The sequence below is a fragment of the Streptomyces sp. NPDC000880 genome (genome assembly GCF_053599675.1).
In genome coordinates this window covers 73,767-96,993 of the sequence record NZ_JBSFMS010000005.1, presented here as the reverse complement: position 1 = coordinate 96,993, position 23,227 = coordinate 73,767, and the positions used below count along the sequence as shown (strand labels likewise).

The window sequence follows — 23,227 nt, the reverse complement described above, 5'->3', positions numbered from 1 at the left end:
CGCCTGCGCCGGGGGCGGTCTGGTGCGCTCGGCGTGGGCGAGCCGTTCCTTGACCTCACGGACGGTCCGCGGCCGATAGCCGGGGACGCCGCAGCAGCCCTGCCGGAAGCGGAGGCCCGCGCTCAGCACGGCGGAGAGCGCGCGCCAGCCTGCGGTGTCACGGCGACGCGGCACCGCGAGGGCCGAGCCCCGCGTTCAGCAGGACGCCACCGCATCGCGGGCAGGGGTCCGTGCGGACCCTGGCGCAGTCCGGCGCCTTCTTGAAGGAGGCCCAGCAGGGCAGGCAGATGAAGTGGTGACGGGCGGCGGGCATGGGGAGATGCTGGAACCCCGGCGCGGACGGGGCCGAATCAATTTCGCCACCCAGGCCCTCGACGGCCGGGTTACCTACTGGTTAGGGTGCGCCGACGAATGATCGGATGGGGAGGGTGACGTGGCCGGGACGGACGACGCCGTCGACGACGACGCGCTGTATGTGCTGACCGCGGTGCTGCTGACGCCGGCGCAGTTCCCGAGCGTGCTCGGCGACGACTTCCCGGCCGCGTGCGCGGCACTGGGCCTCGAGCCGTTCGCCGAGGGGTATGGGCTCGTGCTCGGCCAGGACGCCGAGGGCGCGCGGTGGACGGTCGTCATCGACGATGTGTCGCTCGTCGCCGTCGCGATCGCGTCCTGGGACTGCGGGATGGAATACGACCTGTCCCCCGACGAGCGCACGGTGGTCGCCGCGCTCCCGGGCTGGCCGCTGGCCGTCGCGGTCGCGGCTCCCGGCTTGCCCGCGCCCCACGATCCGGCGCCCGAGGAGGGCGACCCGCCACCGTTGGCGCCGCCCGACACTGATGAGTGGGGGCCCGCGCAGCGCCGGCTGGGGGCCGACGAGATCGCGCTCCAGTGGGCGGAGTGGCGACAGCAGCTCGACGACGAGGTGCCTGCGTCGCCGGACACGGCCTACGACGATCGGCAAGAACCGCACGAGGGAGTACGGCGGGTGCTGAAAGATGCCCACGGCTACGTGGAGTCGCCCCCGCCGACCGGGCGGGTCCGCTCCAGCTTCGCACCCGGTGGGGCGCGGACGCTGCGCGCCGACGGTCCTGGTTGGTCCCTGGTCGCCAGGACCGACGACATCGCTTTCGTGCTGCTGGACGAGGAGCCCTGCGAGGTCCTGCCGGTAGGCCGCGGGCCGGAATTGCCGGCGCTGCTGGAGGCGCTGGACAAGATGGCCGTGCGCCCGGCCTGAGCGTCGGCCCAGCTGTATTCCTGGCGCACGCGCCAGGCCGTCTCCACGGCGGTCGGGCGCTCAAACCCCGCGCGCCGCGCCGTCACGCGCATCGCGCCCCTCGCACCCGTCGCGCGGAGATTCGGTCAGCGGCCGATCTCCTTGCGGGAGGCACGGCGCAGCCTGCGGCGCTGGCTGGGGTCGAGCATCAGATACGCCGCCGCGGGCACTCCGAGCACCACCAGCAGCGACCACCAGAATCCGATCAGCGGCATCAGGAGCAGGCCGACGGCCACTCCCCCTATGACGAGCTTTGTTCGTGTCGACATCTTCGCGCCTCCTTCGCGGCCTTGGCCGCTCCTGGCGTGAGAACGTGCACGCACGTCTCACGGTTCCACTATGCGTCCGCGCGCAGCGGTTCGCCGACCTCGTGCAGGTGGGTCAGTGCCTGCCGGTAGGAGTCGATGAGCCCGGTCTCGGTGTACGAGACCCCCAGCGAGCGGCAGTGAGCGCGTACCAGCGGCTGGGCGAGCCTCAGGTGGGGGCGCGGCATGCTCGGGAAGAGGTGGTGCTCGACCTGGTAGTTGAGTCCGCCCAGGAACCAGTCCGTGACCAGGCCGCCGCGGATGTTGCGGGAGGTGAGCACCTGCCTGCGCAGATGGCCCCAGCGCTCGCCGCTCTCCTCGTCGGGCACCTCCATGCCCTTGTGGTTCGGCGCGAAGGCCATGCCCAGGTGGAGGCCGAGCAGCATCTGGTGAATGAGCGCGAAGACCACTGCCTGGCCGAGCGGCATGGTCGTCAGCAGCAGGGTGGCGTAGGCGACGACATGGGTGAGCAGCAGCAGGCCCTCGAGGGCGCGCTCGCGCCTGGACTGGCGGGCGCCCCCATCCTTGGAGAAGACGGCCTGGAATCCGTAGACCTTGAGCGCGATGCCTTCGAGGGTGGTCAGCGGGAAGAACAGCCAGGCCTGGTGGCGGGTGAGCCAGCCGCGGATCCCGGCGCGGCCCTTGGCCTGCTTCCGTGTGAAGACCAGGATGTCGGCGGCGACGTCCGGGTCCTTGTCCATGTGGTTGGGATTGGCGTGGTGCCGGTTGTGCTTGTCGTTCCACCATTCCTGGCTCATGCCGAGGAGCCCATTGGCGTGGATGAGCTGGATGATCCGGCTCCCCCGGCGGTCGCCGGTGATCTGCGCGTGTCCGGCGTCATGGCCGAAGAAGGCGGTACGGGCGGACACCACGGCGAGCAGCGGCGCGAGCAGGAGCACCGACCAGGAGCCGCCGATCAGCGCCATCCCCGTGATCACGGCGGCGAGGCCGAGCAGGTTCAGGGTGATGCCGCGTGCGTACCAGCCGGTACGGCGTTCCAGGAGGCCCTGTTCCTTGACGGTCCGCAGGAGAGGCGCGAAGTCGCTCCCGGTGCTCCGCCGCGCTCCCTCGGCAGGGGCAGGTGGCGCGAGGGTGGCAATGACCTGGGGCATGAGCGGACTCCGGTCTGTAGGCCGTGCACTGATTTGCTTCTGCGCTGGCCTGAGCAAACGTACGTTCCCGTGCCCCTTCGCAGCCATGACGCCAGCACCCGGACTTCGGCGGAGGCCAGCCCGTGACCAAGGGTGGTGCTGACTACACCACCGTCAGCTCATAGTGAGCTACGTCACGGCCCTGCCGCATCCGCTCGACGGCCGACGTGGAGTACTCTCGGCGGCCGGTCCGCAGTAGTCAAATTTGAGGAATGCGTCATCGCTGTGCACAGGTCCCCCGCGGCAACGCCCTCCCCGGTCGCCGAACTCACCCGCTGCTCCGCGATCTTCGTGCCCGCCGACCCGGCCCGCACCGGACGCGTCGCCTTCTGGCGTCCCGAAGGCGGCGAGCCCCCGGCCCCGCCCGGATCACGCTCGCACTCCGTCGAGCCATTCACCGTGGTCGGCGACGACGCCCGCCCGCGGGCCGTACGGGCGCTGCTGCTGCCGGTCCGGGACGCGCTTGCGGTCCTCACCAGGGCGCGGGCCGGCGCGGACGCCTCCCCCGCGGCCGCCTTCTGGGGCGCGGCGACCGTCCTCGCCCTTCAACTCGCCGCACGCGGGCTGCTGTTGCCTGGCCTGACCGCCACCGACCATGACGCCTGGCGGGTCGGGCCGCTCACCCCCCAGGATCTGGAGCGGGTGCGTACGCTCGCGGCATCGATGCCGCCGGCCGCGCACGCCGTGCCGCTGGACGAGGCGGCCGATCCCGTACTGCTCCCCGAACCGGAGCGGCTGCTGCGGGCGTTCCTGGACGCGGTCGCGGACGGCCTGCCGCGCACCCCCGCCGCGCCGCTCGCCACCGGCAGCCCCGCCTTCGCCGCGCCCGAGCCGCAGCACCTCCCCGACCAGCGCGCCTGGGCCACGGATGTCGCGGCGGGTTACGACGCGGGCGTACGGCTCTCCCTGCGCGTCGAACTGCCGGGGCTCGCAGAGGCCGACGCGGATGGCGAGGGCCCGGCCTTCCGTGCCGTCCTGCAGATGCACAGCGTCAGCGATCCGGCCGTCGTCATGGAGGCCGCGGACGTCTGGGCAGGACGACCGGGGACGGCCTTTGGTCCGCGGGCCCGGATGGACGCCCTGCTTGCGCTGCGCCGCGCCGCCCGCGCATGGACGCCGCTCACCCCGCTGCTCCACGCCGCCGTCCCCGACGCCATCGAGCTCGCCGACGAGGAGGTCACCGAGCTCCTCGGCGAGGCGGCCAGGGCACTGGCGACGACCGGCGTGCAGGTGCACTGGCCCAAGGAGATGGCGCGCAAGCTCACCGCCCGTGCCGTGGTCGGCCCGCCCGAGGGAGCCGAGACCGAAGCCGGGACCGAAGCGGAGACCAAGACCCCGCAAAAGGACGGTTCCGGGCTGCCCTCCTTCCTCTCCGCCGACGCTCTGCTGGCCTTCAACTGGTGGTTCGCGCTGGGCGATCAGCAGCTCACCCGCGCCGAGCTGGACCACCTCGCCGAAGCCACCAGGCCCGTCGTGCGCCTGCGCGACCAGTGGGTGCTCATCGACCCCGAAGAGGCCAGGCGGGCCCGCGAGAGCCAGGACCGCAAGCTGACTCCGGTCGACGCGCTCGGCGCCGCGCTGACCGGCTCGACCGAGGTCGACGGCCGCCGCGTCGACGTACAGGCGTCCGGGTGGCTGGCGCGGCTGCGCGACCGGCTCGCCGACCCCGAGGGCGGGCAGCAGGAGATCGGCCAGCCGGCCGCGCTCGACGCGGTGCTGCGCGACTACCAACTGCGCGGCCTCAACTGGCTGAACCGGATGACCTCGCTCGGCCTCGGCGGCGCTCTCGCCGACGACATGGGCCTGGGCAAGACCATCACGCTCATCGCGCTCCATCTGCACCGGCAGACCGACGTCTCGGCAGCGGGCCCCACGCTCGTCGTCTGTCCGACGTCCCTGATGGGCAACTGGCAGCGCGAGATCGAGAGGTTCGCGCCGGGCACACCGGTGCGGCGCTTCCATGGCGCCTCGCGCGGTCTCGACTCGCTCGCGGACGGCGAGTTCGTACTCACGACGTACGGCACGATGCGCCTGGACGCCGAGGTCCTCGCCAACGTGCACTGGGGCATGGTCGTCGCCGACGAGGCTCAGCACGTCAAGAACCCGTACTCCGCCACCGCCAAGCAGCTGCGCACCATCGGCGCGAAGGCGCGCGTCGCGCTCAGCGGCACACCCGTGGAGAACAACCTGTCCGAGCTGTGGGCAATTCTCGACTGGACCACACCCGGGCTGCTCGGCCGGCTCGGCACCTTCCGTACGCGCTATGCGCAGGCGGTTGAGGGCGGCAACGATCCCGCCGCCGCACAGCGACTGGCCGCGCTGGTACGCCCGTTCCTGCTCCGTCGACGCAAGTCCGACCCGGGCATCGCCCCCGAACTGCCGCCCAAGACCGAGACCGACCACGCCGTGTCGTTGACCAAGGAGCAGACAGGGTTGTACGAAGCGGTGGTACGGGAGACCCTCGCCGCAATCTCGGAGGCCGGCGGCATGGAGCGGCGCGGCCTGGTGGTGAAGCTGCTCACCGCGCTCAAGCAGATCTGCAACCACCCGGCGCAGTACTTGAAGGAGCACAGCCTCAAGGAGGAGCGGCCCCGGATCGCGGGCCGCTCCGGGAAGCTGGAACTGCTGGACGAACTGCTCGACACGATCCTGGCCGAGGACGCGAGCGTGCTGGTCTTCACCCAGTACGTGCAGATGGCGCGGCTGCTGGAACAGCATCTGGCGGCCCGCGGGGTGCGTACCCAGTTCCTGCACGGCGGCACGCCGATCGCCGAGCGCGAGGCGATGGTGAACCGCTTCCAGGATGGTGAAGTTCCCGTCTTCCTGCTGTCGTTGAAGGCGGCTGGCACCGGGCTGAACCTCACCCGCGCCGAGCATGTCGTGCACTACGACCGCTGGTGGAACCCGGCGGTCGAGGCGCAGGCCACCGACCGCGCGTACCGCATCGGCCAGCACCGCCCCGTACAGGTCCACCGGCTGATCGCCGAGGGGACCATCGAGGACCGGATCGCGGACATGCTGGCGCGCAAACGGGAGTTGGCGGACGCGGTACTCGGCTCCGGCGAGGCCGCGCTGACGGAACTGACCGATGCCGAACTGGCGGACCTGGTGAAGCTGCGAGGGAGCGGGCGATGAGCGGCGGGGACGAGATGGAGCGGACATTCGCCGCGCTGCCGCCGGCGCGCGGACGTGGCTTCGCGCAGACCTGGTGGGGCCAGGCCTGGCTCAAGGCGCTGGAGGACACAGCGCTCGACGGTGAGCAACTGAAGCGGGGCCGCCGGCATGCGCGCGAGGGCGCGGTCGGTGCGGTGTCTGTGCGTCCGGGGCGGATCACCGCCGTCGTGCGGGACCGGGACGGCACCGCGCAGCGCAGCGATGTGCTGCTGCAGGAACTGACCGAGGCCGAGTGGGACCGTTTCCTGGACATGGCGGTCGACCGTGCGGGGCACATCGCGGCGCTGCTGGACCGGGAGATGCCGCCGCACCTGGTGGAGGACGCGGCGGCGGCCGGGGTCGAACTCCTTCCGGGAATCGGCGACTTGGAGCCCGAGTGCATGTGCGAGGCGTGGGACCACTGCCCGCACACAGCCGCCCTGTGTTACCAGGTGGCGCGGCTCCTGGACCAGGATCCGTTCGTGCTGCTGCTGATGCGCGGGCGCGGCGAGCGCAGGCTGCTGGACGAGTTGCAGATACGGAGCGTGGCGCGGGCGAGCGCCTCGGCGGCGCCGGAGCACAAGAGTGAGCGGCCTGTGGGTGTGCGGGCCGACGAGGTGTTCGCGGCGTGGGACATCCTGCCGCCGCTGCCCGCTCCCCCGCCGGTGCCCGAGGAGCCCGGCCTGCCGCCCGCCTTGGACACCGAGACCACTCCGGCGGCAGGTGTCGACCCCGCGGCGCTGGAGTTCCTGGCCGCGGACGCGGCGGCGCGGGCGCACCGGATGCTCACGGAGGCGCTCTCGCCCGGGCACGGGCTTCCGCCGCCTGAGCCGGAGTTGAACCAGGACCAGGATGCGGTGCGGCTCGCGTCCGCATTGCCCTCGCCGGCGATCGCGGGTCGGCTGGCCGCGGGCACGGCCCGGCAGCGCGCCGAGCTGAAACTTGCCGTACGCGCCTGGCAGTTCGGCGCGGTGGCCGCGCTCTCGGCGCTCGAGGAGGAGTGGACGCCGGAGCCCGAGGCCCTCGCCCGGGCGGCGACAGCGCTTGCGGAGGCCTGGGAGGCGGCGGACCGGCCGCAGTTGCGGGCGGCGGGCCCGGCCCGGTGGACAGTGGTGGGCGCGGAGGCGCAACTGCGCCTGGGGCGTGACGGCCGCTGGTGGCCGTACCGCAAGGAGCGGGGCCGCTGGGCGCCGGCCGGGCCCGCTGACCACGATCCGGCGGCGGCGCTGGCGGGCGTCCTGGGCGAGACCGGCGCGCTCGGCGGTACCGGCGCGGCGGGCCATACCGACTGAACAGCCGTGCCGCGCCCGCATGGTGGCCGTGTGTCCGACAACGACTTCGGGATGACGGACGACCCCCGAGGCCTTCGACGCACAGGGCCTCCTTCTGGACAGCGGCATTAAAGACGACGGTTACGTACGTGCGACTGCCGCGGCCGCTGCGGCGCAACTGCTGCCCGGATGACGTCCACGGTCGTGTCGGAACGGCGGTTCGTGGGCAGCACCCTCCTGTTCGCGTAACCCCGTCCCGGCCATGGCAGTTGCACCTGGTGCAGTGGCCGGCCCGCGACTACGGGCCGGCCACTTTGGACGCGTAGGAGCTGATCGCGACACCAACTGCACCTGCGTCGCCGAGATCCGCAAGGAATGGCTTCCGGCGGGGGATCCTCATGGCGGCCTCCACCGTCATCTGCGGGGGGCCGCCGCCGTACTGACCCGCGCATCCCCCCACCAGGAGATGACCCATGGACCGTAGACGACTGATTCAAGGTGCCGCCGCCGCGGCCACCGCCGGTGTGCTGCTGCCCGCCCCTCGCGCGTATGCGTCCGCCCGGGCGGACACCGACTATCCGTCAGCGCAATGGATGCCGGCCTCGCCGTCCAACTACACGGTCTCCAGCCGTCCTTGGGAGTATCCGGTGCAGTATGTGATCATCCATGTGACGCAGCTGACCTTCGCCGTCACGCTGGGGATTTTTCAGAACCCGGCCAAGAAGGTCTCCGCGCACTATGTGGTGCGCTCGTCGGACGGCGCTGTCGCCCAGTGCGTAGAGGAGCGCAACGTCGCTTGGCACGCGGGCAATTGGGACTACAACACGCGCAGCGTCGGCATCGAGCACGAGGGCTGGGTGGACCAGCCGAAGTACTTCACGCACGCACTGTACGAGCAGTCGGCGGCGCTCACCGCCTCGGTCTGCGACCGGTACGGCATCCCCAAGGACCGGGCTCACATCATCGGCCACAATGAAGTGCCCGGCGCCACCCACACCGACCCGGGACCGCTGTGGGACTGGACGCGCTATATCCGCCTGGTCAACTTCGCCTGACGCCGGGACGCTTGTCGCCAGGACGCTTGTCGCAATTCGCCGATGGGGTCACGATGGGCTCAGGAGGCCGAGGTGAGCGACGCATGGGTGGCCCTTGAGTCCGGCGCGGATCCGACGGAGCGGATCGCCGTGCTGCGCAGGGCGTACGACGCGTATCTGGCAGGGGGACGGGTCGAACGGCCGGTCCGGTCCGTGGTGGCCGACTCATGGCGGCGTTCGGCGCGCGCGCACGTCAGCCCGGAGGGCACGGCGGGCGTCGAGCTGGACGACGACGCGCTGGCGGCGTACCGCGGGAGTCATCCGCTGGCGCGGGCGATGCCGCTGGTGCGGGAGCTGATGGGTGCCTACGCCATGGACGGCGATCATCTGGTCGCGGTGTGCGACGCGCACGGTCGGCTGCTGTGGGTCGAAGGGCCGAATGCCACGCGCCGGAAAGCGGACCGGATGAACTTCGTGCCGGGTGCCCGCTGGGCCGAGGCGGTCGCCGGTACGAACGCCCCGGGCACGGCGATCACCGTGGACCGGCCCGTTCAGGTCTTCGCCGCCGAGCACTTCCGGCGGACGGTGCACGCCTGGACGTGCGCGGCAGCCCCGATCCACGATCCGGCCACCGGGCGGGTGCTCGGCGCGGTGGACATCACCGGCGGGGACCAGCTTGCGCATCCGCACAGCCTCGCGTTCGTGGGGGCGGTGGCACGGGCCGCCGAGTCGCAGCTGGCGCTGCTCGCCCCGCCGCCCGCCGCCGGCCGGGTGCGGTTGTCGGCGCTGGGGCGGGACGAGGCGCTGCTGGTGGTGGGCGGCCGCAAGGTGCGCCTGAGCCGCCGGCACAGCGAGATCGTCGTGGTGCTGGCACACCGGCCCGCGGGCGTCGGCGGCGACGAACTGCTGATGGAGCTGTACGAGGACGAGTCGGTCACCCCGGTGACGCTGCGGGCGGAGCTGTCCCGGCTGCGCGGGCTGCTGGGCCCTGAGCTGCTGCGCTCGCGCCCGTACCGGCTCGCGGTACCCGTCGACGCGGACTTCGACACGGTGGCGCGGCGGCTTGCGTCCGGGGCGGTGACCGGGGCGCTGAGCGCGTACGCCGGACCGCTGTTGCCCGCCTCGCAGGCGCCCGCGGTGGCGCGGCTGCGCCGCCGCCTGGAGGACCAGCTGCGGGCGGCGCTGATCGCGCGCGGCGATCCGGGGCTGCTGGCGGACTGGGCGTACAGCCCGTGGGGCGAGGACGACCTCCCTGTGTGGCGGGCGCTGGCCGCGGTACTCCCCGTACAGCAGCGTCCGTCCGCGCTCGCGCGCGTGCACGACCTGGATGGCTGGCAGGGGGCGTGACGGCTGCCGCCGGGCGCACACCAGACCGCATTCGAACACATGAACGGTGTCTTTTCCCGCCCGATGACCGATCCCGCACTGCGAAAGGGGCCCGATCTCCTTACTGTCAATGGGTGGAGCACCACGGGGCATGGCCCGGCCGGGCCCGTGTCGGGTGCCCGCCCATCCGAAGCCGGAGGAGTCCCCATGCCGGAGCTGTTCATCGGCGGTAAGTGGACCGCTGCGGGCGACGGGCGTGTTCGTGAGATCCGCTGCCCTGCGGACGGCACCCTTGTCGCCACCGTCGACGAGGCGGGGCCGAAGGACGCAGCGGCGGCGATCACCGCGGCCCGGGACGCCTTCGACCGCGGACCCTGGCCCGCCGCCGCGGCCGCAGAGCGTGGCCGGCTGCTGCTGGGCGTCGCCGACCTGCTGGAACGCGACAAGGACGCACTCGCCCGCGCCGAATCCCTGGACACCGGGAAGCGGCTGGTGGAGAGCGAGTACGACATGGACGACATCGCCAAGTGCTTCCGCTACTACGGCAATCTGACGGCGTCGGGCGGCAGAGACCGGATCGTCGACGCCGGCAATCCGGAGGTGGACAGCCGGGTGGTGCACGAGCCGGTCGGCGTATGCGCGCTGATCACTCCATGGAACTATCCGCTGCTGCAGACCGCGTGGAAGGTCGCGCCGGCCCTCGGCGCGGGCAATACCTTCGTCCTCAAGCCCAGCGAGCTGACCCCGCACACCGCGATCATTCTGATGCGCCTGCTGGCCGAGGCGGGGCTGCCGGACGGTGTGGCCAATCTGGTGCTGGGCCCGGGTCCCACGGTTGGCGCGCCACTCACCGTGGACCCGCGGGTCGATCTGGTGTCGTTCACCGGCGGGCTCCTCACCGGGCGCAACATCATGGCCGCCGCCGCACCCACCGTGAAGAAGGTCGCCCTCGAGCTGGGCGGCAAGAACCCCAATATCGTCTTCGCCGACGCCGACTTCGACACCGCGGTCGACTACGCACTGCTGGCGGTTTTCCTGCACTCCGGGCAGGTTTGCTCGGCCGGGGCGCGGCTGCTGGTCCAGGACGAACTGCACGACAGGTTCGTCGACGCGGTGGTGGCGCAGGCGCGGGAGATCCGGCTCGGCGGCCCGTTCGACCCGAACGCCCGCGCGGGGACGCTGATCTCCGCCGCCCACCGCGAGAAGGTCGAGGCCCATGTCGCGGCGGGCATCGCCGAGGGCGCGGTGCTGCGCTGCGGCGGCGCGCGGCCCGACGACCCGGCTCTGCAGGACGGCTTCTACTACCTGCCGACCGTGCTGGACGAGTGCACACCGGGCATGTCGGTGGTGACCGACGAGTCGTTCGGCCCGGTCCTCACCGTCGAGCGGTTCCGCGACGAGAAGGAGGCGGTCGCGCTCGCCAACGACACCGTCTACGGGCTGGCGGGGGCGGTCTGGTCGCAGGACATCGGCCGGACGCACCGGGTCGCCTCCCAGCTGCGCGCCGGAACCGTATGGATCAACGACTTCCATCCATACGTCCCGCAGGCGGAGTGGGGCGGGATGAAACAGTCCGGCTTCGGCCGCGAACTGGGCCCCGCGGGTCTCGCGGAGTACCAGGAGACCAAACACATCTGGCGCAACCTCGCTCCCCGCCCCCAGAGGTGGTTCGCATGAGCACGGACGCCGGTGCAGGGCCGGACCCCACCAGACCCGCCGGCGCCGCCCGGACCCAGGGCCAGGACGACGACGACGCGCTCGGCGTACTCGGCTACCGTCCGGAGCTGAAGCGGACCCTCGGCAACTTCCACACCTTCGCCGCCGGGATCAGCTACATCTCGATTCTGACCGGCACCTTCCAGCTGTTCTACTTCGGCGTCAGCTTCGGCGGCCCGGCCTACTGGTGGTCCTGGCCGATGGTCTTCGTCGGCCAGCTGATGGTGGCGCTGTGCTTCTGCGAGCTCGCCGCCCGCTACCCGGTGGCCGGGTCCGTCTACAACTGGGCCAAGAACATGGGCGGCCCGCACGTCGGCTGGCTCGGCGGCTGGATGATGATGACTGCCACCATGGTCACGCTGTCGGCCGTGGCGCTCGCCTACCAGATCACGCTGCCGCAGATCGACGACTGGTTCCAGTTCGTGGGTGACGGCAGCGGCAAGAACGACGCGGCCGCCAACGCCGTCCTCCTCGGCACGGTGCTCGTCCTCTTCTCCACCGTGGTCAACGCCTTCGGTGTCCAGCTCATGGCGCGCATCAACTCCGCAGGTGTGTTCATCGAGTTGATCGCCGCGGTCGCTCTCATCGTCTTCCTTGCGGCGCACGTCACCCGCGGTCCCAGCACCGTCCTGACCGAGACGTACGGGCTCGGCAGCGGCGAGCCCCTCGGCTACTTCGGCGCGTTCCTGACGGCGTCCCTGGCCTCCGCGTATGTGATGTACGGCTTCGACACGGCGTCGTCGCTCGGCGAGGAGTCGCACGACCCGAGCCGCAACGCGCCCCGTGCGATCCTGCGGGCCCTGATCGCGTCCTTCGTCATCGGCGGTCTGATCCTGCTCTTCGCCCTCATGGCGGTGCCGGATCTGTTTGCCAAGGAGCTGTCCACGGTCGGTCTGCAGTACGTGGTCCTGGAGACGCTCGGTTCGACGATCGGCGAAATCTTCCTGTGGTGCGTGGTCATCGCGGTCACGGTCTGCACACTGGCGGTGCACGCCGCCGGTATCCGGCTGATGTTCGCCATGGCCCGGGACAACAACCTGCCCGCGGGCTCGCTGCTCGCGCGTGTCAGCCCGCGCTTCAAGACGCCCGTGGTGCCCGCCGTGGTGATCGGCGTCGTGGCTGTCGTCATCCTGGTCATCAACATCAACCAGCCGCAGATCTTCTCTGTGATCACCAGCATCGCGATCATCATGATCTACGTGGCGTATCTGCTGGTCACCGCACCCATGCTGATCCAGCGACTGCGCGGCACTTGGCAGCCCGCCGAGGGAAAGTTCTCACTCGGCAGGTTCGGACTGCCCGTCAACATCCTCGCCGCGCTGTGGGGCGTGGCCATGTCGATCAATCTTGCCTGGCCTCGCGCCGAGGTCTACAACGCGACCGGTCCGCAGCACTGGTACCTGCGCTGGGGCGCGTTCCTGTTCATCGGCGTGGTCGCCCTCGGCGGCTTCGCCTACTACTGGTTCGTGCAGCGCCACCGCACCGGCGTACTCGCCGAGCACCGCGCCGTGGTCGAGGGCGCGGCGCCGACCGCCATCCCCTGACCTCCCTCGATCCTGGAGATGCGATGTCCGCACAGAGCCCCGTCCACGAGTTCGACTATGTGGTGGTCGGCGGCGGCACGGCCGGCGCCGTCATCGCCGCGCGCCTGACCGAGAACCCGGACGTCAGCGTCTGCGTACTGGAGGCGGGGCCCTCGGACGTCGGTGACGAGAACGTCCTCCGGCTCGACCGCTGGATGGCCCTGCTGGAGTCCGGCTACGACTGGGACTATCCGGTGGAGCCGCAGGAGAACGGCAACAGCTTTCTGCGGCACGCCCGGGCCAAGGTGCTCGGCGGCTGCTCGTCGCACAACTCCTGCATCGCCTTCTGGGCCCCGGCCGAGGACCTCGACGAGTGGGGCGCGATGGGCTGTACGGGCTGGAGCGCCAAGGACTGCTTCCCGCTCTACCAAAGCCTGGAGAACAACGACGCGCCCGGGGAGCACCATGGCCGCTCGGGCCCTGTCATCATCCGCACCGTACCGCCGAACGACCCGTGCGGCAGGGCGCTGCTCGCCGCCTGCGAGGCGGACGGCATCCCCACCACGCCGTTCAACAGCGGCACCACGGTGGTGCGCGGCGCGAACTGGTTCCAGATCAACGCCCGTCCGGACGGCATCCGTTCGTCCGCCTCGGTGTCCTATCTGCACCCCATTCTCGGCAAGCGGCCGAACCTGGAAGTACGCACCGAACTGCAGGTCAAGCGGCTGCTGTTCGGCGGAGACGGGCGCTGCACGGGCGTCGAGTACCTGGAGCCCGACACCATTCACAGCGGGTCGGTCTCGGCGCGCCGCGAGGTGATCGTCTGCTGCGGGGCCATCGACTCGCCGAAGCTGCTGATGCTGTCGGGTATCGGACCTGCCGGGCATCTGCGGGAGTGCGGTGTCGATGTGCGGGTCGACTCCCCCGGGGTCGGCTCCCGTCTCCAGGACCACCCGGAGGGCGTGATCATGTGGGAGGCGAAGCAGCCCATGGTCACCTCGTCCACGCAGTGGTGGGAGATCGGCATCTTCGCCGACACGGAACCGGGCCTGGACCGGCCCGACCTGATGTTCCACTACGGCTCGGTGCCGTTCGACATGAACACCTACCGGCGCGGCTACCCGACGTCCGACAACGCCTTCTGTCTGACCCCGAACGTCACCCGCGCCCGCTCGATGGGCACGGTGCGGCTGCGCACCCGTGACTTCCGGGACAAGCCGAAGGTCGACCCGCGCTACTTCACGCACGAGCACGACATGAGGGTGATGACGTACGGCCTGCGGCTCGCGCGTGAGATCGCCGCGCAGGCTCCGATGGCGGAGTGGGCCGGCAAGGAGCTCGCTCCCGGGCAGGCGCTGCAGTCCGACGAGGAGCTGTTCTCGTACATCCGCGAGACCCACAACACCGTCTACCACCCGGCGGGCACGGTGCGCATGGGCGCGGCGGACGACGCGGATTCGCCGCTCGATCCGCAGCTGCGGGTCAAGGGCGTCAGCGGGCTGCGGGTGGCCGACGCGTCCATCATGCCGTTCCTGACGACGGTCAACCCGTGCATCACAGTGATGATGATCGGCGAGAAGTGCGCGGATCTGATCAAGTCGGCCTGAGCAACGATCAATTGACCGGCTGTCGTGCAACACCTCGTGCAACACACCTCGTGCAACCTGGCTGCAACGTCCGGGCTCCTAGCCTCGCGGCGAGCGCCGTCCAAAGGCGGGCGGCACCCTCACCGGGAGGCCATGGAGATGACCCGATACGCAGCGCCGGGCAGCGACGGCGCACTCGTCTCGTACCAGTCCCGCTACGACCACTGGATCGGCGGCGAGTACGTACCACCGGCCCGCGGCCAGTACTTCGAGAACCCTAGCCCGGTCAACGGCCGCCCCTTCACCGAGATTGCCCGCGGCACCGCCGAGGACGTCGAGCGTGCCCTGGACGCGGCGCACGCGGCAGCGCCCGGCTGGGGCCGCACCTCGGCCGGCGACCGCGCCACGATCCTGCTGCGGATCGCCGACCGGATGGAGGCCCATCTGGAGGAGCTGGCGGTCGCCGAGAGCTGGGAGAACGGCAAGCCGGTCCGGGAGACACTGGCCGCCGACATCCCGCTGGCCATCGACCACTTCCGCTATTTCGCGGGCGCCCTGCGCGCCCAGGAGGGCTCGCTCAGCGAGGTCGACGACGACACCGTTGCGTACCACTTCCATGAGCCGCTCGGCGTCGTGGGCCAGATCATCCCCTGGAACTTCCCGATTCTGATGGCCACCTGGAAGCTGGCACCCGCGCTGGCCGCCGGCAACGCGGTCGTGCTCAAGCCGGCCGAACAGACCCCGGCCTCGATCCACTTCTGGTTGAGCCTGGTCGCCGATCTGCTGCCGCCGGGAGTCATCAACATCGTCAACGGCTTCGGCGTGGAGGCCGGCAAGCCGCTGGCCTCCAGCCCGCGCGTCGCGAAAATCGCGTTCACCGGGGAGACCACGACGGGGCGGCTGATCATGCAGTACGCCTCCGAGAACATCAAACCGGTCACGCTGGAACTCGGCGGCAAGTCGCCGAACATCTTCTTCGACGACGTCTCGGCCGCCGACGACGACTTGCGCGACAAAGCGCTCGAGGGCTTCACGATGTTCGCCCTCAACCAGGGCGAGGTGTGCACCTGCCCCTCACGCGCACTGATCCAGCGCGGCCACTACAGCGAGTTCCTGGAGGCGGGCATCGCCCGCACCGAACAGATCGTGCCCGGCCACCCGCTGGACACCGACACGATGATCGGCGCTCAGGCCTCCAACGACCAGCTCCAGAAGATCCTTTCGTACCTGGACATCGGTCAGCAGGAGGGCGCGAAGATCCTGACGGGCGGTCAGCGAATCGAGCACGACGGCGAACTGGCGGGCGGCTACTACGTCCAGCCGACGGTCTTCGAGGGCGACAACCGGATGCGGGTCTTCCAGGAGGAGATCTTCGGCCCGGTCGTCGCTGTCACGTCCTTCGCGGACTTCGACGACGCGATCAAGACGGCGAACGACACGCTGTACGGACTGGGCGCGGGCGTGTGGACGCGAGACATCAACACGGCCTACCGGGCGGGGCGCGCCATCCAGGCGGGGCGGGTCTGGACGAACTGCTACCACGCGTATCCGGCGCATGCGGCGTTCGGCGGCTACAAGCAGTCCGGGATCGGCCGGGAGAACCACAAGATGATGCTGGAGCACTACCAGCAGACGAAGAATCTGCTGGTGAGCTACTCGCCGAAGAAGCTGGGCTTCTTCTAGACACATGCGAAAAGGCGCCTGACCTGGGTTTTCACCCGTCAGGCGCCCTTAGCTCAACCTGCTCTCTACCGAGCCCGGCTTGCGCGCTAACTCCCAATTCCTCCCACGACTGCACCTTTCCTGACCAGTGCTTCCGGACCAGTCACGGACCAAACCCCCGGTTCAGCCCTCGGGTACGTCACCTTGACTGACGCGCTGCCACTCGTTCATGGACTGCTCGATGAGGCGGTTCGCCTACTCTCGAAGGCCGTCAAGGAACGTACGGCTGCCGGAGCCGGAGGACCCGCAGCCGGCCGCCGCGAGCACCGCCGCCAGCGCAGCCGCAGCCGTCCTACTCCCCACACCGCAGTAACGCCGGCGCCGACGTGTCCATGTGCTGTTCCCAGTCGCGGGGCCGCAGTTCACGGCCGGCAGTCGCACAGACCGTGCGGATCCAGTCACGTGGATCGAGCCTCCATTGGATGAGCGTTCCGAGGTTGTCGGTGGTGGGGCCGTCGAGGGCGGGGGACTCGGTCTCGGAGTAGTCGGCCTCGGTGGCGGTGACGAGCCCGGTGCCGTCCGGCGTGAGGGCGAGGCCGGTGGAGTTCGCGAAGTTGTGCTCGGGCAGGGGGAGGGTGCCGAGGCTGGTCTGCGACGCGAGGTCGAGGAGGCGGACGGCCTGGTCCTCGACGGTGGTGCCGGCCAGCAGCTTCCCGTCGGTCACCGGGCCCACCGCGGGGTCGTCCACGCCCTCTGCAGTGCCGAGCCGCCGGTCGCCGGAGGCGGACCGCACCTCGATGGTGCCGCTGTCGTGCTGGATCAGCAGGTGGTTGCCGCTGTAGGTGAGGCCGCGGGCGTCGGCCGCCGGGATCGTACGGATACGGCCGGAAGCCGTGCTGATCACGTGCACGCGGGCCTTGCCAGGGTTGTCGAGGACCTGCTCGTCCAGTACCGCCGCGTACGAACCCCGCGCGTGCAGCGCCACCTTGGTGGTTGCCGGATACCGGTATCCGTCGGCGGTCGGTGCCATCGACCGCGGGCCGTCCACTTTCCGCAGCGGCTTCCCCGACTCCGCGTCCCGGAACCAGACGGCGCCGGACATGTGCACCTCGGCCACCTCCCGGCCCCCGGGCAGGTAGCGCGCCAGCGCCGGCGGATCGGACACCCGCAGCGGATTCGGTACTGCGGGCCAGGAGCCGACCGGCCGCCACACCTTGCCCCGCGCAAGGCTTTGCGCGCTGCCGTCCGGCGCCAGCACGGTCAGCCGCCTGCTGTCCGGCCGCCACGCCAGCGCCGAGAACCCGGGGATCCGCATCGTGCCTTCTTCGCCCCGCGGCTTCGTGCCGGGCGGGCCGAGCCGCGACAGGGCCAGCCTATTGCCCAGGCCGTCGAGGACCGCCGCGTCCTGTCCGTCCGGGGCCACCGCCACCTGCGGCGCCACGCAGCTCAGGCAGGAGCCGGGGATGTCGGCCTTGCTCTCCCAGGCGATCCGGGTGTGCTGCCCCAGGTCCCACAGGGTCAGCGCATCCGAGGAAGCCGACAGGAGCCGGTCGCCGCCGGAGCCGAGGAAGGCGAGCGCGTTTGGCGACACCGGCCCGGCACCCGGCAGCGCCAGCGGCCCGGAGCCCTTCTCCGCCCGCCCGTGCGTCCGGCTCACCCGCAGCGTCGAGCCGATCGCCACCGCCGCGTGCGTGCCGCCCCGGCTGACCGCGAGCGCCGAGGGCAGCCCCGGCTCGGTGTCCGCGACCAGCTCCGGCTTGTCGATGTCGGGCTTGCCCCGGGAGGGCCAGACTGGCAGCGGGGAGCCCTTGTTGCTGTAGGTGAAGTGGCTGCCGTCCGGGGCGAGCGCGGCCGCCGAGTTGTGTACGCCGAAGCCGAGGGAGCTGCCAGCGGTGCGCTTGAGCCGCGGCACGGAGATACGGTTCCAGCTGCCGTACGCGAACTCGATGACCACCAGCTCGTCGTCTCCGTCGAAGGCCAGGGCGGAGGGATCCGAGGACAGGTCGGCGAGCTTCAGATGCTTGGTGCGGCCGGAGTCCCGGTCCAGCACCGACAGAGTGCCCGGGACCTCGAACACCGAGGACTTGGTGGCGACTGCGATGAAGCGGCCAGACGGTGAGACCGCGACGGCCGCAGGTGCCTGTCCCTCGGGCAGACGGGGCGCAGGAGAGCTCTTTCCGGCCGCCCAGACGCTGACCGTCCGGTCGTCGGAGGCAGCCACGACGCGGCCGTCGACATCCGAAGCGACCGCCTCCACCGAGCCGGGCAGGCGGCCGATCTTCTGGTGGTATCCGGTGAATCGCCCGCCCTCCAGGCCCCACACCTCCACGTCACCGCCGCGGCTCCCGGTGAGCGCCCGCTCACCGTTCTGCGACGCCGCCACCGCCGAGACCGTACCCGCGGCCCGTACCGAACCGGCCAAATGCGGGCTCGCGGTCACCGCGCGGAACAGCGCCTTTCTGGTCTGCGGATCGGCATGCTGCCGGTACGCGCGCTCGGCGAACAGCCCGGCCAGCGTGACGTCCGTGGACAGCAGGTCCGCCGACGCCTCCGCCAGCCGGTGCGCCTGCGCCATCCGCTCCCGGGCCGTGGCCTCCCGGTACTGCACCACCACCCCGGACGCCGTCATCGCCAACACCAGCACCACCGCGGTGACCAGGCGGCCGGTACGGAACCGGCGGGCGTATCGGTCGGCTTGGCGGAGCGTCCCGGCGAACTTCACGTCCGCTGGCTCGGGTGCGTGCGCCGCGTCGGGCCGGTTCGCGGCGGGCGCCACCAGGCGCAGCCCTTTGCGGCGGGCCGCCAGCAGCTTGTCCTCCATGCCGCTGACCCCGTCCAGACGCTCGCCGTGCCCCAGCGCGCCGGTCACCGCGGTGCGCGGGCGCAGGCCGTAGAACACGCCGCGCAGCCAGGCCGCGCTGGGCCGCCGCCGCTGCGGATACCGCAGGAGCTCCCGCAGGCCCAGCGCGAAGGCGGCACCCAGCGAGGGGCCTTCGACACGGGTGGGCGAGCGGTCGGTGAACACCAGCCGCCATAGCACACAGCGCGCCCCCCGGCCGCGGCCGGCCACCGCCCACGCCCGGCCCAGCGCGGTCGCGAACTGGCCGTCCGAGCTGCGCAGCCCGGTCATGTACCGCGGATCGGGGTAGAGACCGGGTGGCCCGGCGGGGAACTCGCGGAGCTCCAGCACGCCGCTGGCGCCTGCCTCGCCGGAGCGCTCCGTTTCGCCGAACACCACCGGGACCTGCACCCGCCGGCTCGGCTTGCAGCCCGCCATCAGCAGGACAGCGGCCACCAGCATGCTGTCGGGTGCGGGGGCCGCCTCCCCGGGCAGGTGCGGGATGCGTTCCAGCACGGCTTCGAGGCGCGCGGCGGCTGATTCCGGCACGGCGTCCAGGCCGCGGCCGGACGGTTGCACGGGGCCGGGCGCGGCGTTGGCGGACAGCAGGCCGGAGTCCGCCCACAGGGTGCGCAGGGAGGCCAGCGCCTCATCCTGGTCCGACGGGGAGGCCAGGGCGCGGGCCAGGAGGTAGGCGTGCCGGGCGGGGGTGAGAGTGGTGGGCTCGCGGTCCGGGGCGTTGGCGTCGATCCAGTCCGCCAGGGCTTCGGCGGACTCCTCGGTCAGCCAGGCGGGGTCGGTGCGGGCTGCCTCGCTGCAGGACCTCCACCACAACCGCCGCTCACCCAGGAGCTCGTGGACCGCCCCCTGCGGGGTGGATTCGCGCAGGACTGTGTCCAGAGCGGTGCGGTGCGTTCTCCCGGCCGCCGTCACAACGCCCCGTCGATGGTGTCGCGTACCCCCTGGCCTGCGCATTCCCCGACCCGACGCCAGGCCTCGCGAGTCGCCTCGTTGCGTGCGGCGCGGACGGAGTGCGCGACCGTGGCGGGGGGCCAGTCGGGGTCCTCGGGGACGGGTGCCGGGCCGTTTGCCTGCCAAGTCGAGCCTGCCGTGAAGCCGTTGAGGCGGACGAGAGAGGCTGCGGGGCCGAAGCGGGACGGGGCTACGGGGACGAGGAGGGTGTGCTCCTCGCCGTCCGGTCGGGTGTACGTGACGGTGGCCAACTCCGGTTGGTCCGCGGTGTCTCGTACGACCAACTCGAGGGCGTACTCGGCCGTCTGGTCGCCGGTGCGGCGCAGGACGAAGACTGCGCGGCCGTCGGGAGAGGGGGCCTCCAAGACCACCGTGTCGCTTCCGGAAGCGGTCAGCGCGCCAGCCACGGGAAGCGAGGGCAGGGCGAACCAGCCCGCGGCGGCAGGGGCTGCCGGCGGGCGAGATGCGGGCGTGAGGCGGGGAGCCGCTTCAGGCGCGTGCCCGGGGCGTGGGGGCAGGTTGATCCCGGTGAACGAGGCCCAGGTGCGCTGCCACAGCGCGTACCCGGCGCGACCGCGCCCCCCTGCGAGCGAGGAAGCAGCACGGCGGCCGGTGGTGAAGGACGACCAGAAGCGCCGGGCGACCGATCCGCGCGTCATGGGATGGCCTCCCCGGAGGCGGGTGGGGGAGAGCTCGGACTGGTGGGAGCGGCTGGAGCTGCGGGGACGCCTGGTGTACCCGGGACAGCCGAAGCAGGAGGCGCGATCACTGGGGCAGGCGCCACTGGCACAGCAGGTCCGGGGGCCGCCCCTGCCCCCACAGCTCCAGCCGCACCGGGCGTGGCCCCCAACTGCAGCGCCTCGGTAACGGTCGTGGCACTCCCCATCTGTGCCAGCACCGCAGGCGCCGAAGCCCCTACCGCGACCGCCGCGAGCATCCCGCCCAGCTCTCCGTGGAGCAGCCATCCTGCGGCGCAGCCCAGCACCACCCGGAACAGCGCCGCCAGCGAATCCGCAGGCAGATCGATATACGCGCCGAGCTGCGGCAGCGCCTCGGCAGCCACCCGCGCCGTGTGCCGCGCCTGCTGCCAGGCATGCAGCCGCCCGAACGTCACGACGGCCTCCACCACCAGCCCGCCGCCGGCGCCGTACAGCGCGCCCTCGGCCCCCGAAAGCATCCGACCTCCTCCGCCCGAGCCCCACACCCGCCGCAACGCCTTGCACGTCAGCAAAACCTAGCGGCGTATCAGCTGCACTGACCTTGGTTGTACAGAAGTTTCGCCTCCTCGGTGGAACATGGCCGGATCGGTATGGGGCTGCGCGCTCGCGGCTGTGTCAACGGCCCTTACCTTGATCATGGGTCGATGGACGGGTTTTCCGCCGCCACCCACCTCACAAGCTCAGGACTTCGCGTCATCTGCCTGTCCAACCACACCGGTATCGCGGCCGACCACATCACGGCCACCGCACTCGCCGAACTCGGCCGCCACCCCGACGCGACCCAAGTGAGGCCCTGCCCCGAGCCCTTCAGCATCGCCCTGCCCCACCATGCATCCCATCCCCGTTTTCCGCCCCAACAGCGACACACCGCACACCCCGCTGGGCACGTACGCCGCCTGCCAGGACGTACCCGGCACCGTCCGCCTCTCGCCCTGCCCCACCTGCTCGCCCAGTGCGGCACCCAGCCGGAACGATGGCACGCCCTGCTCAAAGCACTCGACTACGGTCCCACCGACGAACAGATCACCTTCGAGCGGCTCCTCGACAGCATCCAAGACCTGCAAACGGACGACTGAAATGGCGAAGTCTCTGCATGACGCACAGGGTTCAATACATCGGTACGGACGACACCCTGAGGAAACCGCACAGTGAGCCCCACCGAGATCACCCGTAAGAACGAGCACAGCGGCAAATGCGCGCAACGACCGCGCTGAACACGATCATCAGGGATGCCCTCCGCCCTGGCCTTCCCCCACTTCACTGGACCTTCCTCGCCGGCGCTCCCCGCCTGGTCGGCGAACCGTCGGCTGTCGGCGAGGAGATGGACGACGCGAGCAAGCGGGCCGCGTTCCAGGCATGGGCCGCCCACCTCGGGGCCGAGCGAACCGAGGAGCATGGTTCGGGCTCGACCTTCCTGCACGCAGCAGCAACGAAACTGGTCGGGGACAAACCCGTCAGCATCACCGTGATGGCCACCTCCACCACGACGGTGGCGACACCGCGTAGATCTCGGGGTCAGCGCCGGTCCGGCAGCCGGGCGACGCCCGAGGCGCCCTCGAGTTCGGCCTTGGCTTGTTCCAGTTCGAGAGAGAGCTCCGCGATGATCATTCGCATGGTCTTGGTTCGCGCCCGCTCCTGGCGGAGCTCGTCCCTCAAGTCGTCAGCCTCAGCCTTGACCTTCCGATTCTCGTCGGCGAGTTCCTGCATCGCGGTCGGGATGGAGTCCTGGGCCTTCGCACGCGCCTGAAAGTCCTGGACGAGATCGGTGTGCCGGTACACGATGTCGCGCCGCAGGTCGCACTCGGTGATCAGCTCCGATGCGGTCAGTCGCCCAGACCGCGAGCGCAACGGGGTCCCGGCCAGGAGCCGTTCGGCCGCGGCTTGGATCGCGGCTCGGTCGGCTTTCTGGTCGCGTGGTCGGCGTCCCATCACCGCTCCTTCGACGTTGATGCTGTCGGAACCGGTCGCCCTTGATGGGCTGCGGTGATTGCTCGGCTGCGCTCAGCCAGAACGGCCGCTCGGTCTCGCAAGGGACGTGGACTGAGCTGGTCGGCTGCCGCCTTCTCCCACTGCTGCTGCAGACGCCTCTGCACGACGATGTTCCGGTCCGTGTAGACGAGATTGCTGCAACTCGACCAGCACTCCCTCTCGTTGGGGCCATCCTCAGTGGGCAGTCCGGCTTCGAGGCAGGCCTTCCGGCAGGCGGCCGTCTCGAGTCGCCACACACAGGTAATGGCCTCGCCATGGTGGATGTTCGGATTCGTCTGGTCGAGCAGCCGCTGGACGCTCCTGCCCGCGGTGACGACTCGTCCGGCGAACCGGGCGCGTCTGCGTACGCGGTGGCGATACTCGTCGGCGGCGGGGCCAGAGACGTGTTCGCCGGCGTCCAGCAGGCGAGCGTCCTGGTCGTTCTGTTCCAGCACCATCTCCAGGGTCTCCAGCTGGATGTCGTCCATCCAGGAGGAGTCGTCCCGGCCCGCGTAATTCAGGGTGACTTTCGTGTGGACATGGGCGTACTGCAGTGCGGCGGCCACCAGTCCGCGGGGGCGGCGGACGATGAAGTACGCCAGGGTCCGACTTGTGTCCGCAGAGGCCGTGTGCGGGTGACCCCGTGTGGCGATTGAGCAGGCGTTTCGTTGCGGACTACTTTCGCGACGCAGGCAGCCGGAGGTGTTGCATTCCGAGACCGTCGATGTG

18 protein-coding genes are annotated in these 23,227 nt (G+C 71.0%); 10 read left to right on the top strand and 8 right to left on the bottom strand.

The genetic code is table 11. The features are described 5' to 3' along the window. Nucleotides 1-157: 157 nt before the first annotated feature. Nucleotides 158-313 (bottom strand): hypothetical protein, encoded by a 156-nt coding sequence (locus ACWDO5_RS03235; RefSeq protein ID WP_450527926.1) that lies wholly within the window; start codon nt 311-313, stop codon nt 158-160. 120 nt (nt 314-433) lie between these two features. On the opposite strand from ACWDO5_RS03235, the gene ACWDO5_RS03230 reads away from it, so the two are divergent. Further along, on the top strand, nt 434-1,234 hold the full coding sequence (locus ACWDO5_RS03230; protein WP_450527924.1) for a hypothetical protein: 801 nt from the start codon (nt 434-436) through the stop codon (nt 1,232-1,234). 125 nt (nt 1,235-1,359) lie between these two features. Here the strand turns inward: ACWDO5_RS03230 and ACWDO5_RS03225 are convergent, their stop codons facing one another. Beyond that, nucleotides 1,360-1,542 (bottom strand): hypothetical protein, encoded by a 183-nt coding sequence (locus ACWDO5_RS03225; protein ID WP_450527923.1) that lies wholly within the window; start codon nt 1,540-1,542, stop codon nt 1,360-1,362. Between the two features lie 68 nt (nt 1,543-1,610). Further along, nucleotides 1,611-2,690 (bottom strand): fatty acid desaturase family protein, encoded by a 1,080-nt coding sequence (locus ACWDO5_RS03220; RefSeq protein WP_450527922.1) that lies wholly within the window; start codon nt 2,688-2,690, stop codon nt 1,611-1,613. A 264-nt stretch (nt 2,691-2,954) separates the two neighbouring features. Between ACWDO5_RS03220 and ACWDO5_RS03215 the strand changes: the two genes are divergently transcribed. From ACWDO5_RS03215 to exaC, 8 genes are all read left to right on the top strand, one after another. Beyond that, complete coding sequence (locus ACWDO5_RS03215; RefSeq protein ID WP_450527921.1) at nt 2,955-5,864, top strand: DEAD/DEAH box helicase; 2,910 nt, start codon at nt 2,955-2,957, stop codon at nt 5,862-5,864. After that, entirely contained in the window at nt 5,861-7,174 is a 1,314-nt protein-coding gene (locus tag ACWDO5_RS03210) for an SWIM zinc finger family protein (RefSeq protein ID WP_450527920.1), read from the top strand. Before ACWDO5_RS03215 ends, ACWDO5_RS03210 begins: the two co-directional genes overlap by 4 nt. A 452-nt stretch (nt 7,175-7,626) precedes the next feature. After that, nucleotides 7,627-8,208 carry an N-acetylmuramoyl-L-alanine amidase gene (locus ACWDO5_RS03205; RefSeq protein WP_450527919.1) on the top strand — a complete coding sequence of 194 codons (582 nt, stop codon included), beginning with the start codon at nt 7,627-7,629 and terminating at the stop codon, nt 8,206-8,208. 72 nt (nt 8,209-8,280) lie between these two features. Continuing rightward, on the top strand, nt 8,281-9,534 hold the full coding sequence (locus ACWDO5_RS03200) for a GAF domain-containing protein (protein ID WP_450527918.1): 1,254 nt from the start codon (nt 8,281-8,283) through the stop codon (nt 9,532-9,534). Nucleotides 9,535-9,720: 186 nt separating this feature from the next. After that, nucleotides 9,721-11,190 (top strand): aldehyde dehydrogenase family protein, encoded by a 1,470-nt coding sequence (locus tag ACWDO5_RS03195; protein ID WP_450527917.1) that lies wholly within the window; start codon nt 9,721-9,723, stop codon nt 11,188-11,190. After that, the gene (locus ACWDO5_RS03190; RefSeq protein WP_450527915.1) at nt 11,187-12,773 is read left to right on the top strand and encodes an APC family permease; all 1,587 of its coding nucleotides are present in this window, start codon (nt 11,187-11,189) and stop codon (nt 12,771-12,773) included. Before ACWDO5_RS03195 ends, ACWDO5_RS03190 begins: the two co-directional genes overlap by 4 nt. Before the next feature lie 23 nt (nt 12,774-12,796). Next, nucleotides 12,797-14,359, top strand: a complete 1,563-nt coding sequence (locus ACWDO5_RS03185) for a GMC family oxidoreductase (protein WP_450527913.1) — start codon at nt 12,797-12,799, stop codon at nt 14,357-14,359. A 138-nt stretch (nt 14,360-14,497) separates the two neighbouring features. Then, nucleotides 14,498-16,021, top strand: coding sequence for an acetaldehyde dehydrogenase ExaC (gene exaC / locus ACWDO5_RS03180; RefSeq protein ID WP_450527911.1), 1,524 nt, complete (start codon nt 14,498-14,500; stop codon nt 16,019-16,021). A gap of 331 nt (nt 16,022-16,352) precedes the next feature. On the opposite strand, the gene ACWDO5_RS03175 is transcribed toward exaC, so the two are convergent. From ACWDO5_RS03175 to ACWDO5_RS03165, 3 genes are read right to left on the bottom strand one after another with little or no spacing between them, the layout of a single operon-like run. Then, complete coding sequence (locus ACWDO5_RS03175; RefSeq protein ID WP_450527909.1) at nt 16,353-19,772, bottom strand: WD40 repeat domain-containing protein; 3,420 nt, start codon at nt 19,770-19,772, stop codon at nt 16,353-16,355. Next, complete coding sequence (locus tag ACWDO5_RS03170) at nt 19,769-20,470, bottom strand: hypothetical protein (protein ID WP_450527908.1); 702 nt, start codon at nt 20,468-20,470, stop codon at nt 19,769-19,771. The genes ACWDO5_RS03175 and ACWDO5_RS03170 overlap by 4 nt, the downstream gene beginning before the upstream one ends. Further along, nucleotides 20,467-20,988: a hypothetical protein gene (locus ACWDO5_RS03165; RefSeq protein WP_450527906.1), complete on the bottom strand. Its 522-nt coding sequence runs from the start codon at nt 20,986-20,988 to the stop codon at nt 20,467-20,469. The genes ACWDO5_RS03170 and ACWDO5_RS03165 overlap by 4 nt, the downstream gene beginning before the upstream one ends. A gap of 186 nt (nt 20,989-21,174) precedes the next feature. Here ACWDO5_RS03165 and ACWDO5_RS03160 point away from each other — a divergent pair, with 186 nt between their 5' ends. Next, nucleotides 21,175-21,606, top strand: coding sequence for a hypothetical protein (locus ACWDO5_RS03160; RefSeq protein WP_450527904.1), 432 nt, complete (start codon nt 21,175-21,177; stop codon nt 21,604-21,606). Nucleotides 21,607-22,045: 439 nt separating this feature from the next. Here ACWDO5_RS03160 and ACWDO5_RS03155 read toward each other — a convergent pair whose 3' ends face one another. Continuing rightward, nucleotides 22,046-22,459 carry a hypothetical protein gene (locus ACWDO5_RS03155; RefSeq protein ID WP_450527903.1) on the bottom strand — a complete coding sequence of 138 codons (414 nt, stop codon included), beginning with the start codon at nt 22,457-22,459 and terminating at the stop codon, nt 22,046-22,048. Further along, nucleotides 22,459-23,064, bottom strand: coding sequence for a hypothetical protein (locus ACWDO5_RS03150; RefSeq protein WP_450527902.1), 606 nt, complete (start codon nt 23,062-23,064; stop codon nt 22,459-22,461). Before ACWDO5_RS03150 ends, ACWDO5_RS03155 begins: the two co-directional genes overlap by 1 nt. Between the last annotated feature and the right edge of the window lie 163 nt (nt 23,065-23,227).